14 protein-coding genes are annotated in these 13465 nt (G+C 46.0%); 7 read left to right on the top strand and 7 right to left on the bottom strand.

Annotated elements, in window-relative coordinates; translation table 11 throughout:
- The first annotated feature begins 2 nt into the window (after nucleotides 1-2).
- Both AOX59_RS15930 and AOX59_RS15925 read left to right on the top strand, forming a co-directional pair.
- Nucleotides 3-530, top strand: coding sequence for a C39 family peptidase (locus tag AOX59_RS15930; protein ID WP_237049290.1), 528 nt, complete (start codon nucleotides 3-5; stop codon nucleotides 528-530).
- A gap of 55 nt (nucleotides 531-585) precedes the next feature.
- Complete coding sequence (locus tag AOX59_RS15925) at nucleotides 586-2256, top strand: aryl-sulfate sulfotransferase (protein WP_068446906.1); 1671 nt, start codon at nucleotides 586-588, stop codon at nucleotides 2254-2256.
- A gap of 65 nt (nucleotides 2257-2321) precedes the next feature.
- Here AOX59_RS15925 and AOX59_RS15920 read toward each other — a convergent pair whose 3' ends face one another.
- The gene (locus AOX59_RS15920) at nucleotides 2322-3782 is read right to left on the bottom strand and encodes an APC family permease (protein ID WP_068446905.1); all 1461 of its coding nucleotides are present in this window, start codon (nucleotides 3780-3782) and stop codon (nucleotides 2322-2324) included.
- A gap of 149 nt (nucleotides 3783-3931) precedes the next feature.
- Between AOX59_RS15920 and AOX59_RS19815 the strand changes: the two genes are divergently transcribed.
- The gene (locus tag AOX59_RS19815) at nucleotides 3932-4471 is read left to right on the top strand and encodes a hypothetical protein (RefSeq protein WP_156418731.1); all 540 of its coding nucleotides are present in this window, start codon (nucleotides 3932-3934) and stop codon (nucleotides 4469-4471) included.
- Here AOX59_RS19815 and galU read toward each other — a convergent pair.
- The gene (gene galU, locus AOX59_RS15915) at nucleotides 4397-5278 is read right to left on the bottom strand and encodes a UTP--glucose-1-phosphate uridylyltransferase GalU (protein WP_068446904.1); all 882 of its coding nucleotides are present in this window, start codon (nucleotides 5276-5278) and stop codon (nucleotides 4397-4399) included. The two genes, AOX59_RS19815 and galU, sit on opposite strands and share 75 nt — an antisense overlap.
- 235 nt (nucleotides 5279-5513) lie before the next feature.
- On the opposite strand from galU, the gene AOX59_RS15910 reads away from it, so the two are divergent.
- Nucleotides 5514-6620, top strand: a complete 1107-nt coding sequence (locus tag AOX59_RS15910) for an IS4 family transposase (RefSeq protein WP_068446902.1) — start codon at nucleotides 5514-5516, stop codon at nucleotides 6618-6620.
- A gap of 366 nt (nucleotides 6621-6986) precedes the next feature.
- Here AOX59_RS15910 and AOX59_RS15905 read toward each other — a convergent pair whose 3' ends face one another.
- From AOX59_RS15905 to ccmA, 4 genes are all read right to left on the bottom strand, one after another.
- The gene (locus tag AOX59_RS15905; protein WP_068446900.1) at nucleotides 6987-8057 is read right to left on the bottom strand and encodes a glycosyltransferase family 4 protein; all 1071 of its coding nucleotides are present in this window, start codon (nucleotides 8055-8057) and stop codon (nucleotides 6987-6989) included.
- A gap of 441 nt (nucleotides 8058-8498) precedes the next feature.
- The gene (locus AOX59_RS15900) at nucleotides 8499-9137 is read right to left on the bottom strand and encodes a TetR/AcrR family transcriptional regulator (protein ID WP_068446896.1); all 639 of its coding nucleotides are present in this window, start codon (nucleotides 9135-9137) and stop codon (nucleotides 8499-8501) included.
- 20 nt (nucleotides 9138-9157) lie between these two features.
- Entirely contained in the window at nucleotides 9158-10174 is a 1017-nt protein-coding gene (locus AOX59_RS15895; RefSeq protein ID WP_068446894.1) for an ABC transporter permease, read from the bottom strand.
- Nucleotides 10152-10892 carry a heme ABC exporter ATP-binding protein CcmA gene (gene ccmA / locus AOX59_RS15890; RefSeq protein ID WP_068446892.1) on the bottom strand — a complete coding sequence of 247 codons (741 nt, stop codon included), beginning with the start codon at nucleotides 10890-10892 and terminating at the stop codon, nucleotides 10152-10154. Before ccmA ends, AOX59_RS15895 begins: the two co-directional genes overlap by 23 nt.
- A 191-nt stretch (nucleotides 10893-11083) precedes the next feature.
- Here ccmA and AOX59_RS15885 point away from each other — a divergent pair, with 191 nt between their 5' ends.
- The 3 genes from AOX59_RS15885 (at nucleotide 11084) to AOX59_RS15875 (ending at nucleotide 13091) form a co-directional block, all read left to right on the top strand.
- Nucleotides 11084-11512: a DUF2935 domain-containing protein gene (locus AOX59_RS15885; protein ID WP_068446890.1), complete on the top strand. Its 429-nt coding sequence runs from the start codon at nucleotides 11084-11086 to the stop codon at nucleotides 11510-11512.
- Nucleotides 11513-11848: 336 nt separating this feature from the next.
- The gene (locus tag AOX59_RS15880) at nucleotides 11849-12586 is read left to right on the top strand and encodes a threonine/serine exporter family protein (RefSeq protein WP_068446889.1); all 738 of its coding nucleotides are present in this window, start codon (nucleotides 11849-11851) and stop codon (nucleotides 12584-12586) included.
- 61 nt (nucleotides 12587-12647) lie between these two features.
- Nucleotides 12648-13091, top strand: coding sequence for a threonine/serine exporter family protein (locus tag AOX59_RS15875; protein WP_068446887.1), 444 nt, complete (start codon nucleotides 12648-12650; stop codon nucleotides 13089-13091).
- A gap of 7 nt (nucleotides 13092-13098) precedes the next feature.
- On the opposite strand, the gene AOX59_RS15870 is transcribed toward AOX59_RS15875, so the two are convergent.
- Nucleotides 13099-13389 carry a hypothetical protein gene (locus AOX59_RS15870; RefSeq protein ID WP_068446885.1) on the bottom strand — a complete coding sequence of 97 codons (291 nt, stop codon included), beginning with the start codon at nucleotides 13387-13389 and terminating at the stop codon, nucleotides 13099-13101.
- Nucleotides 13390-13465: the final 76 nt, after the last annotated feature.

Here is a 13465-nt window from a genome sequence, read left to right as displayed (position 1 = left end):
CTATGTTGCTGGGCTGGGGGTGTGATCGACCGGTAAGCAAATTTGAAGTGGCCGATGCGCTGCCCAAGGGTGACAAAGTTCATATAACAGAAAGCGGATGGCGAGGCGCCCATCCGAACAAAGCCTTTGTCGGTAACCCGTATACGGATTCTGACGACGGTAGTTACGGCGTGTTTGAAGGGCCGATATTACAGACGCTTGAAACGTTCATGCCGGGAGCCGGGATAAATCTGACCGGCCGACCGTTTAAGACCATTTTAAACATCGTTCGCTCCGGAAAGCCCGTGCTCGTCTGGACAACCCTTGAACAGAGGGAAACATTTTTCGGCTTGTCATGGACAGATGAAGAAGGCGACGAGACGGACTGGTATGAAAATGAACATGCCGTTGTGCTGACAGGGATTGAGGGTAATAATATCATGGCACATGACCCGCACACCGGTCGGGCGGAACATTACGACCGGGTATCTTTTGAGCAAAATTGGTACGCGTTAGGCTGCCGGGCCGTCACACTCAGGCAAGCGTATTGATTGACGGCATAGCTCGGCTGCCTATTTTCAAAAAATTCGGAGAGGAGTCAGATGGATGAAGCGATTTATTTCAGGGGTAACCATTGGCGTTACTGGCTTGTTCGTTATCATTATTCTGATGAATACAAGTGACAACCAGGTCACCGGTGAACATAACGCTAATGCGGAAGAAAGTAGTTTTAAGTATCCGCCTCAAAAGGCTCAATCGTTATTGAACGAGCAGGATGAATTGGAGGCTTCCCTCTTAGCAGAAAGTAAAGGCAGCACCCTGAACGATCCGTATGTCAAACGTGACCCGTATGGCAGAAGCCCACTGTCAGCTTTGGTTATTTTTGACACAGAAAAGCCTGCCAGCGTGTCATTTACGGTGAAGGGCAAGACGGCAGAAGCCGATATTTCCAAATCCTTCAATGATTATAAAACACATCATGAGATGCCGGTCGTCGGGCTTTATCCGAATCAGGAAAATGAAGTGCATATAACAGTGGAAACAGAGAATGGCGATACAATGGAAAACACCGTGACGGTCACAACGGAAGAATTGCCGGATTATATACCGGATATCAGCATCAAAACGGCTGAAACAAGTAAAATGGAAATTGGCAATAGTGAATTAACCTTTGCCATACCAAGCACGAAATTTGTCTACGGGTTTGACATCAACGGGGATATCCGCTGGTATGGTTCAGGGTATAACAGCCATGTCTTGCAGGAGCTTAATAACGGCAACCTTTTATATTTAGGGAAAGATGATAACAGCGGCACCGCCTATAATCGTTTATTCGAAACAGACTATATCGGTAAGCTGTACAATGCCTTTAAAATCAGTGAAGAAGCCGCTCACGCCGAATCTAAAGGGTTAGAAGCGACGCTGATTCACCATGACGTTGCAGAGCTGCCATCAGGCAATTTGCTGCTGACGGTGAATGATGGCGAAGGGCAATACATGGAAGACACCATGGTTGAAATCGACCGGGAAACCGGCGACGTTGTGAAACAAATCGACCTGAAAGACCTTTTCCCGACTGAGGCTTATGAAGAACATGACAGCACGGAACCGAAAGAAGGCCTTGTCGATTGGTTCCACCAAAATTCGGTTACTTATGATGAAAGTGATAAGAGCATCATCATTTCCGGCCGCAACAGTGACACTGTAATGAAGATCAATTACGCAACAGAAGAGGTTCAATGGGTGCTCGCCTATCCAAAGGGCTGGTATGACGAAATGGAAGATGATTTACTGAAAGCGGTCGGGGGAAATGATTTTAAGTACCCTGCCGGTCAGCACGATGCAAGGATTCTGCCGGACTTCGATAACAACCCGGACACACTGGACTTGATGCTCTATGACAACAATATCGTTGTCACACGCGGCGATAGGATTTCATCCAAACAGTTCAGTGCTGCGAATCATTACCGTATCAATGAAGAAACTAAAGAAGTGGAAATGATCTGGTCGTACGGTGAAGAACTCGGAGAAGACTATTTCACCGCTATTATCGGAAGTTCCCGGTATCAGGAAGACTCCGGAAACGTCCTGATCAATTTCGGTCATGTTGATAAGGGGAATCAAAGCAACATTGTCGAAGTGACCCATCCTGATCATACTGAAAAAGTATTTGAAGCGGAGATAACAGACTTTCCAAAAGGAGCCTGGGTGTACCGGGCAAAACGAAACGCTCTGTATACCGATACGTGGGAAAATCAGTTTTCATTAAGTGAATGAAAACGAGGAGAGGTGACTGAGTGTCACCTCTCCTCTTTTAATATGAAATGCCGGATTTTTGCCAATTAGGTACGGTTTTTGGCTTCGATTTTTTTATTGCCGAGTATCAGATAGTTGAGTTCTTCTTCTGGTATTTCTTTTAATTCTTTCCGATTCATAGAATAGAATATCACACCGAGAATAATCCAGACGACGAGTGCGATAAATGACTCCATGCCCAGAGCTGCCGGAGATGCCGGGATTAATAGCAGGCCGAGAAAGGTGACACTCGCCAGCATCCCTAAGGCTGCAAGGACCTTTTTGCCTGGTGCGACAACGTGTTTTTTCGGATTGAATGTTTTATCTTTGGACTGTTTAAATAACGTAAACGCCGTGTAACACGTATAAAAATAGGCAATCGTCACACCGACGGATGACATATCAACAACCCACGTCAGCGCCTGGCGCCCGAACCATGGTGCGAGCATCGTCACAAGAACTGTAAAGATGATACCGACATATGGTGTTTTATATTTCGGGTGCAATTTGGAAAAGGCCGCCGGGATAATTTTGGCACGGGACATGGCGAATAAGAGACGGCTTGAAGAAATCGTGAACCCGTTTAAGCCGGTGAAGATCCCCATCGTCAAGGCAGTCACCAGAATCACAACACCCATATTACCGAGAACACCCTGAAGCGCTTCAGCTGTGCCCCACGTTTCTTCCTGGGCGACAAGTATCTGCCATGAACCTGACATGGATGTGGCAATAATCATCATGCTGTACAAGAGCGCAGCAAAGAAAATCGCCAGTATAATCAGTGTGAAAGCTTTTTTCGATGAAAAGTGGAACTCCTCTGCAGCTTGGGGGACATTATCGAACCCGACGTATGCCCATGGTGCAATCGCAACAATTGAAATGACGGCTGCAAAGGCGGTTGTATCAGTTGGGAATAGCGGATTGACATTGGAAAGACCTGCCCCCGGCTGCGCACCAACCATGAACGTGATGGCAACGACCCCAATTACCATGATCGAACAGAATACAAACTGCATGCGGCCTGAAAAACTTGAACCCTTAACATTAAAGTAACCAAAAACCCCGAGCAAGACTGAAGCGATAATTACTTCAGTGAAATAGACATCCCAGCCAGCAATCGTATACATGTGCATGGTTTCAAGAATGGACGGAAATACAAATTTAACCATTAATGCAAAGGCGGATGCGTTCAGCGCGACAATACATAAGTAGCCGAGCGTCAGGAACCATCCGCTGATGAACGCGTGTGTGCGTCCAAGACTTATGTACGAATAAGCGAATTCCCCGCCTGATACAGGGAAGCTTTTAATCAAAAATCCATAGCTTACAGCAATCAGCATCATGAGCAGTGCCCCGATGCCAAAGCCCAGAATAACGCCGAGCGGTCCCGCTGTTGACATCCAGGTCGTCGGCTGCACAAACGCTCCCCAGCCAATCGATGAGCCCAGTGCAATCGCCCAGACCCAATGCGGCTTTAATGAACGTTTCAATGTTGTACGTTGTTCCATGCTTCGTCTCCTTTATTGATCTCTTTTGTCATACCCCTCTTTTATATCAAATTCCAAATTTTTCAGCAAAAATGAATTGGCCAGCTAAACGTCCGCATTTTGCAAGCAGCACAAGCAACTGACTTTGATTGTATACCTCGCGCTGGATTTTGTCGAATTTCGGTCAAAAATCGAAGCGTGCGGCTGGTGTTGTTGTATCAGGCGGTGAATTGTGGCTGCACGGGAACGTATTGCTGTCGTTCGGTTGGTGTGTGGTGTCGCTCGAGTTTTGGGCGTTCTCGCTTAAGTTCGGGAGACTCCCGCTCGTGTTGGTGCTACCCTCGCTCGTGTTCGTGGTGGTCTCGCTCGAATTTCCGACGTTCTCGCTCATGTTCGGGGGACTCCCGCTCGTTTTGGCGGCATCCTCGCTCGAGTTTCGGGTGCTCTCGCTCGACTTTTCAACGTTCTCGCTCGAGTTCGGGGCGTTCCCGCTCGAGTTTCGGGCGTTTCTGCTCGAGTTTGGCGCGCCATCGCTCGTACTGTACCGCCTCCCGCTTGAATCTGACACTTTACCACATATTCATCCCACTAAAAGCCCACTAAAAAGAAAATTTTCGGCGGATGCCGAAAATTACCTATTTATATTCTTTCACTTTTTCCTGCAGCTCATTCAAATACGCCATCAATGGTTCACGCAGATCGTCACGTGACAGGGCAATTTCGATGGTGGTCTGGATAAAGCCAAGCTGCTCACCGACATCATAACGTCTGCCTTCAATTTCAAGTGCAAAGACCCGCTGAATTTTGTTCAGTTCCTGAATAGCATCCGTCAGCTGAATTTCACCGCCGGCGCCGATTTTTTGCTCGCCAAGAAAATCAAATATCTCCGGTGTCAGGATATACCGGCCGATAATCGCCATATCGGATGGTGCTGTTCCCTGCTTCGGTTTTTCTACAAAGTTTTTCACTTGATGCAGATTGTCGAACTTTTCCTGTGGATCGATAATCCCGTAACGATGCGTCTCGCTTTCCGGCACTTTATGTACGCCGATGATCGAAGCGTGTGCCTTTTCATACTCACTGATCATTTGACTTAAACCCGGTGTTTCACTTTGGATGATGTCATCACCCAACAGCACGGCAAACGGCTCGCTGCCAATGAACTTGCGCGCACACCAGATAGCATGGCCCAATCCTTTTGGCTCTTTTTGACGAATGTAGTGAATTTCAACATTAGATGATTTATTAATCCGCTCCAGCAGCTCAAATTTTTCCTTTTTCATTAAATTATCTTCCAGCTCGAGCGAATGATCGAAATGGTCCTCAATCGACCGCTTCCCTTTGCCAGTGACGATAATAATATCTTCAATGCCTGATTTGACCGCTTCTTCGACAATGTATTCAATGGTTGGCTTGTCCACAATTGGGAGCATTTCTTTCGGCATCGCTTTTGTTGCCGGCAAAAAACGTGTCCCAAGCCCTGCTGCCGGTATAATCGCTTTTTTAATTTGCTGCATCACTGTACCTCCTTGCCTAATTCTATTATAGCTTAAATTTGGGTTGAATGCATTGTTTTGGCATTTTGCGCAGAATAATGTAATCATTCAATTTAATTCACTAGCGTTGCATAAACAATAAAAGAAAATTGATAATCTTGTTAATTATCCAAAATATAGGTTTCCGGGTATAAAAAAATCCTTTATAATGGAATTGGTGGTTGTTGTCCAAATCCAATATAAAGGAACTCAGAATATGGACAATCATACACTATTATCATCATTTGGTAAATGGGTTGCACCCATTAATATTGAAAAACTTACAGAACAAATTACGCAGACCGGGCAAGATCGCTACACGAAAAAGTTTACGACTTATTCGTACATCAAACTGTTATTATTGTCCCACCTGGAAGAGGTGGAAAGCTTACATGCGATGAGTGATACACTTTTTGATGACGAGGTTCAACAGGAATTGGGGCTGGATTCAATTAGCGTTTCCCAATTGTCGCGAAAACACCGTACTGTGGATCCCAATTTGTTGGCAGCCATCTTTTATCAATTAGTTGATCAGATACGCCATTCTCAACCGGGTCGAACAGTTATGCCGGTAAAAATCATTGATTCGAGCACGATACCACTCAACCTGACGAATCATCCATGGGCTACCTTCCGTAAAACGAAAGGCGGCGTCAAACTGCACTTGCGGTTGGTGTTCATGGAAAATGGTTCTTCTTATCCGGAGTACGCCAACATCACGACGGCCAACGAACACGATCGTAGCCAATTAGAAGTTTTGGTGGACGACAAGGAAGCAACCTACGTATTTGATCGTGGTTACATAGATTATGAGCGTTTTGACCGCATGACGGACGACGGTTATTTCTTCGTCTCCCGGTTGAAGAAAAACTCGATTACACGGACGATCAAGTCCTTTGAGGTGGAACAGAGTTCCACGATCGTTACGGATCAAATGGTAGCTGTCGGTGGTCCAACAAAGCGCATGGATAATCTATTTCGCTTAATTGAAGTCGATGATACAAAAGGCAATCGACTGCGTCTCATCACAAACCGGTTTGACCTAAAAGCCAGTGAAATCAGTGACATGTATCGTTCACGCTGGACGATTGAATTATTTTTCAAATGGCTGAAACAGCACGTTAAAATCAAACATTTTTATGGCCATAGTGAAACAGCTGTGATGAACCAGATCTTTTTAGCGCTGATCGTTTATTGCCTGCATGTGCTCATTCAACTAGAAACAGAGTCCAGGAAAACCATATTGCAGATTAGTCGTTTATTAAAAGCGAAACTGTGGAAGAACTGCCGTCACTGGCTTCGTCGCATTAGCGGCATACCATAATTATAGGTGTTGTCGCTGTCTCTCCCGGAGTAAATGTATAATTTTACCAAATGGACAATGCCACTTTTTCATTAAGGTTTGTCTTTTTGGCGAAAAATAGAGCTAAATGGATTACAGAATATTCAATTTATATTTATGCAACGCTAGTGAATTTAATTTTATAGGCGCGTAAACAGAAACATGGGCATGAGTGGGCATAACATGGGCTCGAAATCACAAATATGGGCGCGAGACTGTAAACATGGGCGCGTTGAAGGTCATTATGGGCGCGAGAAGCTAAACATGGGCGTGTCACACCGAAACATGGGCGCCAAATCGAAAACTTATGCCTTACTTTTTAAATCATGGGTAACAGGCAGCCACTTGCTATCGCTCCCGTTTCCGCAACACGCGCCCAACCAAATCAAGGGCTGGCCTTTTGCCACCCATAACCACCCCGCCGATTTCAGCAAAAATTTGCAGCAGTAACAGAACGAAAAACGTGATGATAATCGCCGTCGTTAAGCTGGCATAGGAAAATAGTATGGCCATTCCGCCAAACAAAACACTGAACGCATAAATAATCAGCACCGTTTTGCGGTGGCTGAATCCCGATCTGATGAGCTGATAGTGGATATGCTTGTTATCCGGCATCATGATCGGTTCGTTATTGTAAGCGCGCCGAACAATGGCAAACAGCGTATCGAAAATCGGGACCGCCAGCACGATAACCGGAATAATGAAGCTGAACAGCGCAATGTTTTTGAACAATCCAACGATGGAAACAACCGCAATCATGTAGCCTAAAAAGTTGGACCCGGCATCCCCCATATAAATTTTCGCCGGGTAAAAGTTATGATATAAAAAGCCTAGGTTCGCACCGATCAGGACGATACATAAGTAGGCTGCCAATATCTGAACGTCGATCAATGCCATAACAAACATGCTCGAGAGCGCAATCGTCGTGACGCCGGTCGCCAGTCCATCCAGACCGTCAATCAAATTAATCGCGTTGGTGATACCGACAATCCAAAGCACTGTAATCAGCACACTCATAAACCCAAGATCGACCATCCCTATAATCGGCAACGTGATCCGATCGATAATCAGACCCGATGAAATGAGAAATGAAGCGGCGATCAGCTGTCCGGACAATTTGATGACAGGGCGGATCGAATAACGGTCATCTACCGCGCCTGTGATGAGAATGACAATCGCACCGAGTATAATTTCCGGCAGATGCTGGTGATGCGGTTGCAAATAAAGCCCGCCCAAAAAGACCCCCGCAAATATGGCCAGACCGCCTAATCGTGGTGTCACCTTTTTATGGATTTTGCGATAGTTCGGCAGGTCAACCGTCTTCAGTTTGATGGCAAGTTTTTTAACGGGAAACGTCAGCAGGAACGTCGAAATGAGGGCGATCAGAAAAGCAACCGCCAAATCGGTATAATTAAACATGATCGGTCTCCTTGGAAATGCTAAATGTCGAACGGTGCTGTTATTGGTTAAATTATAGCGGAATTTGGGGGCGCGGGGCAAATTAATTAAGATATCCGCATCGTTTAGGGTTATCGAATATTAAACAAAAGACGCTTTCGATTATGGCGACTATTGACGGGGCGGATATAATGCCTACTGTCGAAGTTGCATCAAAAATGGCTATGAGCACCGTTGTGATGCCATCAAACGAACAACACACTACTTGAGCGAAGGAAATAGACGAAGACTCCTGCGGGAACATAGGCATAGGTGAGACTCCGAAGTGCGCCAGCACGAGGAGGCTTACCCCGCGGAAAGCGAAGTATATTTCCGAAGCGGGTTATATACACCAACCATAACTTCTAATTAGTTCGGATTTTTCTTTAATGAGACACTTTTGCCCCACCCCATTCTAAAGTCTCATGTTTTTCCAACTCCACCCATAATAACATCAATCGTCTGCTTGATTTCAGCTTCATCATCCCACGTTTGATCCGGTTTTAAAATGAACCGCGTCATCATGAATCCCAGTATTGTCGGCACCATCGTACGAATGATTGTCTCGTTTGGAAGGTCCCTGAGTTCGCCTTTTTGTTTGTAAAAGTCGATTGCCTGATTGATTGCCGGATAGACTTTGTCAGTAAACTGCTCTTTATACGCCGCCTGAATTTCCGGGTGAAAGGCCAGTTCCTGCAGCAGAATTTTAATCAGCGGAACATTGGACTGCGCAAACTCAAAGCGATTCTTGATGAACGCATAAAGCAGGTCCCGGAAGTTTGCATACGTTTCACGGAAGACCTGATCAACGAATTGTTTGGCAAAAAAGGGCGCCGAAAAATCTGAAATAACCGGTGTGACAATCGCAACGAGCAAGTCCTTTTTCGTGCTGTAATGGCGGAAAATAGTTCCCTCAGCAACCCCTGCCCGTTTGGCGATTTCGCTTGTTGACGTATTGTAGTAGCCTTTTTCCGAAATCAGCTCGATCGCTGCTTTTAGAATCTCAATTTGCTTTGGTGTCAAATTTTCATCATTGCGCAATGTCTCAATCATGTCTGACATGTTCTGTCCCTCCTGAGTTTTCAAAGTGTACGGTGACGCTTCAATGCCATGATATTCAGTATGATAAAACCTATCGAAAAACCAATCAATACGGCAATATCCACAGTGACCACATTCAAGCCTTCACCCCTTATCATGATAGCTTTCAAAGCGTCCGCCCCATACGTCAGAGGCATAATTTTTCCAATCGCATTAATCCATTCGACCGATTCAATCGGAAAAACGCCGGAGAAAAAGACTTGCGGGACGATGACAACCGGGATGAATTGAATCATCTGGAATTCGTTTTTGGCGTACGCCGATAGCAATGTGCCAAGGCTTAAAGCCGTGATGGCCATAAGGAATGTAATCACAAGTACTGACAGGAACGATCCCGCCATATAAATATCGAGCACATAGATGGAATACGCCGCGATGATGATTGATTGGATGATAATAAAAATACCGAATCCGAGCAGATAGCCGGCAACAATCTCCCAGCGCCTGAGTGGCGTTGCCATCATGCGTTCCAATGTCCCTTGGGTGCGTTCCCGCAAGAAAGACACGCCGCCAATGATAAAGACGAAAAAGAAGACAAAAAAGCCAATTAAGACAGAACCGGTATTATCGAACAAGTTTAAGTCGGATGACCCGTGTAGAAAAGATACATTCAGATCAGGTGCATTCGGATTAAGCTGTTTGACGGCACTGCTGATGACATTCTGTACAGCTGAAGTTGCGGTCGGATTGCTGCCTTCCATGGTCAATTCGGACCGGTTGTTGTCGAATAACAGATGCGCATCGGCATTCTCGTTCTCAAGCGCTATTTTACCGCGAGCCGCATCGCTCTCCAGGATCGAGGCATCCTGCTCCTCCAAAGCTTCTTGCATTGGTTGCGGCGCATCTGTGACAGCTATTGTCGGAACATAATCTTCCATATCGAGGACGATCCACAATAGCGTCATCACCAAGAGCGGCGCGACCATCATGAGGGCGATGCTGCGTTTATCGCGTAAAAACTGCCGGATGACTCGTTTAATGATTGCCTGAATGCGCATAGCCGGCACCTCCAAACTGTAAAAATGCTGCCTCAAGGGTCTCCGTACCGCTTTTCGCACGTAAATCCGCCGGGCTGCCCTGAGCGATGAGATAACCGTCCCTTAAAAGAGCAAGATTATCGCATTTTTCCGCTTCATCCATGACATGAGTGGTGATAATAATCGTTGTGCCCGTTTGCTGCATTTTGCGGAATGCTTCCCAGATCGAAGCACGGAGGACAGGATCAATTCCGACCGTCGGCTCATCCAGAATCAATAGCCTGGGCTGATGAAGCAAGGCAATCGCCAGTGACATACGCCGCTTCATGCCACCGGAAAATGTATCAAGCGTCTGATCCAAAACCTCAGATAAGTTGACCAGTTCGGCAGCTTCGGTAATCCGTTCTTTTTGATGTCTTTTAGGAATTTTATAAAGTGTCGCGAAAAATTGCATATTCTCCCTGGCTGTGAGTTCATTGTACAGTGCGTCAGACTGGGCCATATAACCAATTTTCTCCATTAGCTTGAATGACGGCATCTGCTCGTCTTCAATTTTAACGGTTCCGCTCTCGGGTGTCAGAAGACCGATAATAATTTTAACGAGCGTTGTTTTGCCTGAACCCGATGGCCCAAGCAGCCCAAACAACTGCCCTTCCGGAATAGCGAGATCGATATTCTTCAACACCGCTTTCTTATTGTAGCTGTGCTGAATGTTTTCCAGTTTGACAACATCGGACATGTGCAGCCCTCCAATCGATATTTGGATTAATGTAATGTGAGTGATTACTCACTATTATAATAGCGCGTTTTTATTTGTCAATATGTTATTTCATTAATATCAGTTGCAGCTCTGATTAATTCCATCATAAACAAACTGTTAACGTCATAAATATTATTGGACAAACGTTTGGATAACAGGAGGATGAAATCATGCAATTTTATTACGGCAGTCAAATGCCACTTCGGGTGCTTGATGAAGCGGAATTCTGGAAGGAGCAGGAAGCCGAGCATACAGTGGTCATGCGGGAATTGGTCACAAATCTGGAGGATAAGTACGTTGAAGCTCTGAAGCGATGGGAGGAGGAACTTAATCAATCACACCAGCATGTCAAACGGTTCATCGAGTCGGTCATCAGGAGCCATAACACCATTTCGCCCGCGCTCTATCAGAAAGTGCTCGATCTCGTATCATTCTATTTGCAGGAGTCGGTCGCTTTTATTCAATTTTGCAGACAGGTCAAAAACGAGAGCTCTGCTGTTTCGGGCAACCAGACTGCCAAAGTCGTGATTAATCACATTATTGATGAATCGGAATATTTTATAGGCATCGCACAGACGATTTTGTACGAGCAGAATTGAAATGTTAGGGGGTGCGGGGATGTCTGAGCCTGAGAGCCTCTGATGTGCAGGTGGTCGGGTTGTCGCACGAGTTGTGGCCGTTCTCGCTCGAGTTTCGGCTGTTCTCGCGCGAGTTGACCTCGCTTCCGCACGAGTGGGTCCCCCACTCGAGTGCCGTCCGCTCTCCCCCGAAAAGCTCTCCCACAAAGATAGGTTAACTGCCTGCAATCGATACGAAGAAGCATTAAGTGGCATTTCAGTGATGCCGCTTTTTTATTGCGATGAACCTGCCAAACGGTTCACCTTTCCAAATAAGCCGTGAAACATTATAATATGAACAGAAAGGTGGTGCAGTCGATGGACCGGGAGTTGATTGCCAATGTCTCTATGATGGCCGGGAAAATCATGCTTGAAAGCGGCGCGGAAACGTATCGTGTAGAGGATACCATGAATCGTATCGCATCAGCTTTCGGGCTGGAAGATGTGCATAGCTATGCAACACCGACCGGAATTAATTTTTCGGCTAACTTCGCTGAGGTTACAAAGTTCATACGTATCCAAAACAGAGCGACTGATTTGCAAAAAATCGATGAAGTCAATCGGGTTTCGCGTGATATAACCGCCGGCAACCTTACCATCCAAGAGGCACTTGAAAGTTTGCGTGCTGTTGCAAAGGCTAAAATGACGTTCCCTTATTTGATTCAGATCATCGCTGCCGCCTTAGTGAGCGGAAGTTTTTCGTTCATGTTCGGGGGTGTGTGGCCCGATTTCCTACCGGCGCTTATTTCCGGAGGGGTCGGTTATGCTGTCATGCTCGGTGCGGCAAAATTGATTGAGGTCAGCTTCATCGCACATTTTATTGCTTCATTTTTTATTGGATTGTTTGCCATGATTTTTCTGGCAGTTGGTTTTGGTGATAATTTGGACAAGGTTATCACCGGAGCGGTAATGCCGCTCGTTCCAGGGCTGCACATCACCAATGCTGTCCGTGATTTGCTTGCAGGGCATCTGGTTGCAGGCGTCTCCAAAGGTGTCGAATCAATCTTAACTGCCTTTGCAATCGGCGCCGGTGTAGCGGTGGTTTTTGCATTCTAAATGGCGTACTGTTTAACGAACGTGCACTTGTGTGGATTATTTTTTCAGAGGAGATATTTTTATGATTACTGCTCAGCTAATGACAAGCTTCATTGCGGCCGCCGGATTCGGAGTCATTTTCAATGTACCAAGAAGGGCGCTCATTCAATGCGGTACGGTGGGCATGGCCGGGTGGATTTTATATTATATGCTGTCACAGAACGGCATGGATGTTGTGCCGGCAACGATATTCGGTGCCATATTGGCAGGGGTTCTCAGTCAATTTTGCGCCAAACTATTTAAAATGCCGGTCATCGTCATCAGTGTTTCCGGCATTATCCCTCTTGTACCGGGTGGCGTTGCCTATGATGCGATGCGGCATTTTGTGGAAAATGATTATTATACGGCTGTGCAGCTTTCGGCAAAAGTAATGCTGCTCGCCGGTGCGATTGCTATTGGCCTGATGTTTTCAGAGGTGGCAAACCAGCTTATGAAAAAAATAAGCCGGAAAGATGCCGCCTCTTAAGGACGGATTAATGTTTGTTGGTTGCAGCATCGATCAATAATACAATAGCCGTAATAATATGCATAATCATACCGACAACCGGGATGACCCCGATAAACGACGTGACCATGCCAAGTATACTGCCTGTTATATTCCCCTTTTCATTGCGCGCGATAAATAATGTAACGGTATGCAAAATAAACATGACGAGCAGGGCGCCCCAGCTTGTGCTCAGGATAAAAGAACCGCCGATGAGCGGAATGCCGAGAAACGCCTCGCTCCCGCCAGTGACCCATTTCATAATTCTGGAAAGCGACATCATTTGACCTCCATTCAGTATTGCTTCATTCATCATAGCATATTTTAAAACCTGACAACTAATACACAAATCTGAG

The organism is Lentibacillus amyloliquefaciens (assembly GCF_001307805.1).
In the GTDB taxonomy this organism is placed as follows: Bacteria; Bacillota; Bacilli; order Bacillales; family Amphibacillaceae; genus Lentibacillus; species Lentibacillus amyloliquefaciens.
Note: the sequence above shows the minus strand (reverse complement) of the source record. Positions and strands in the feature narration are given on the sequence as shown.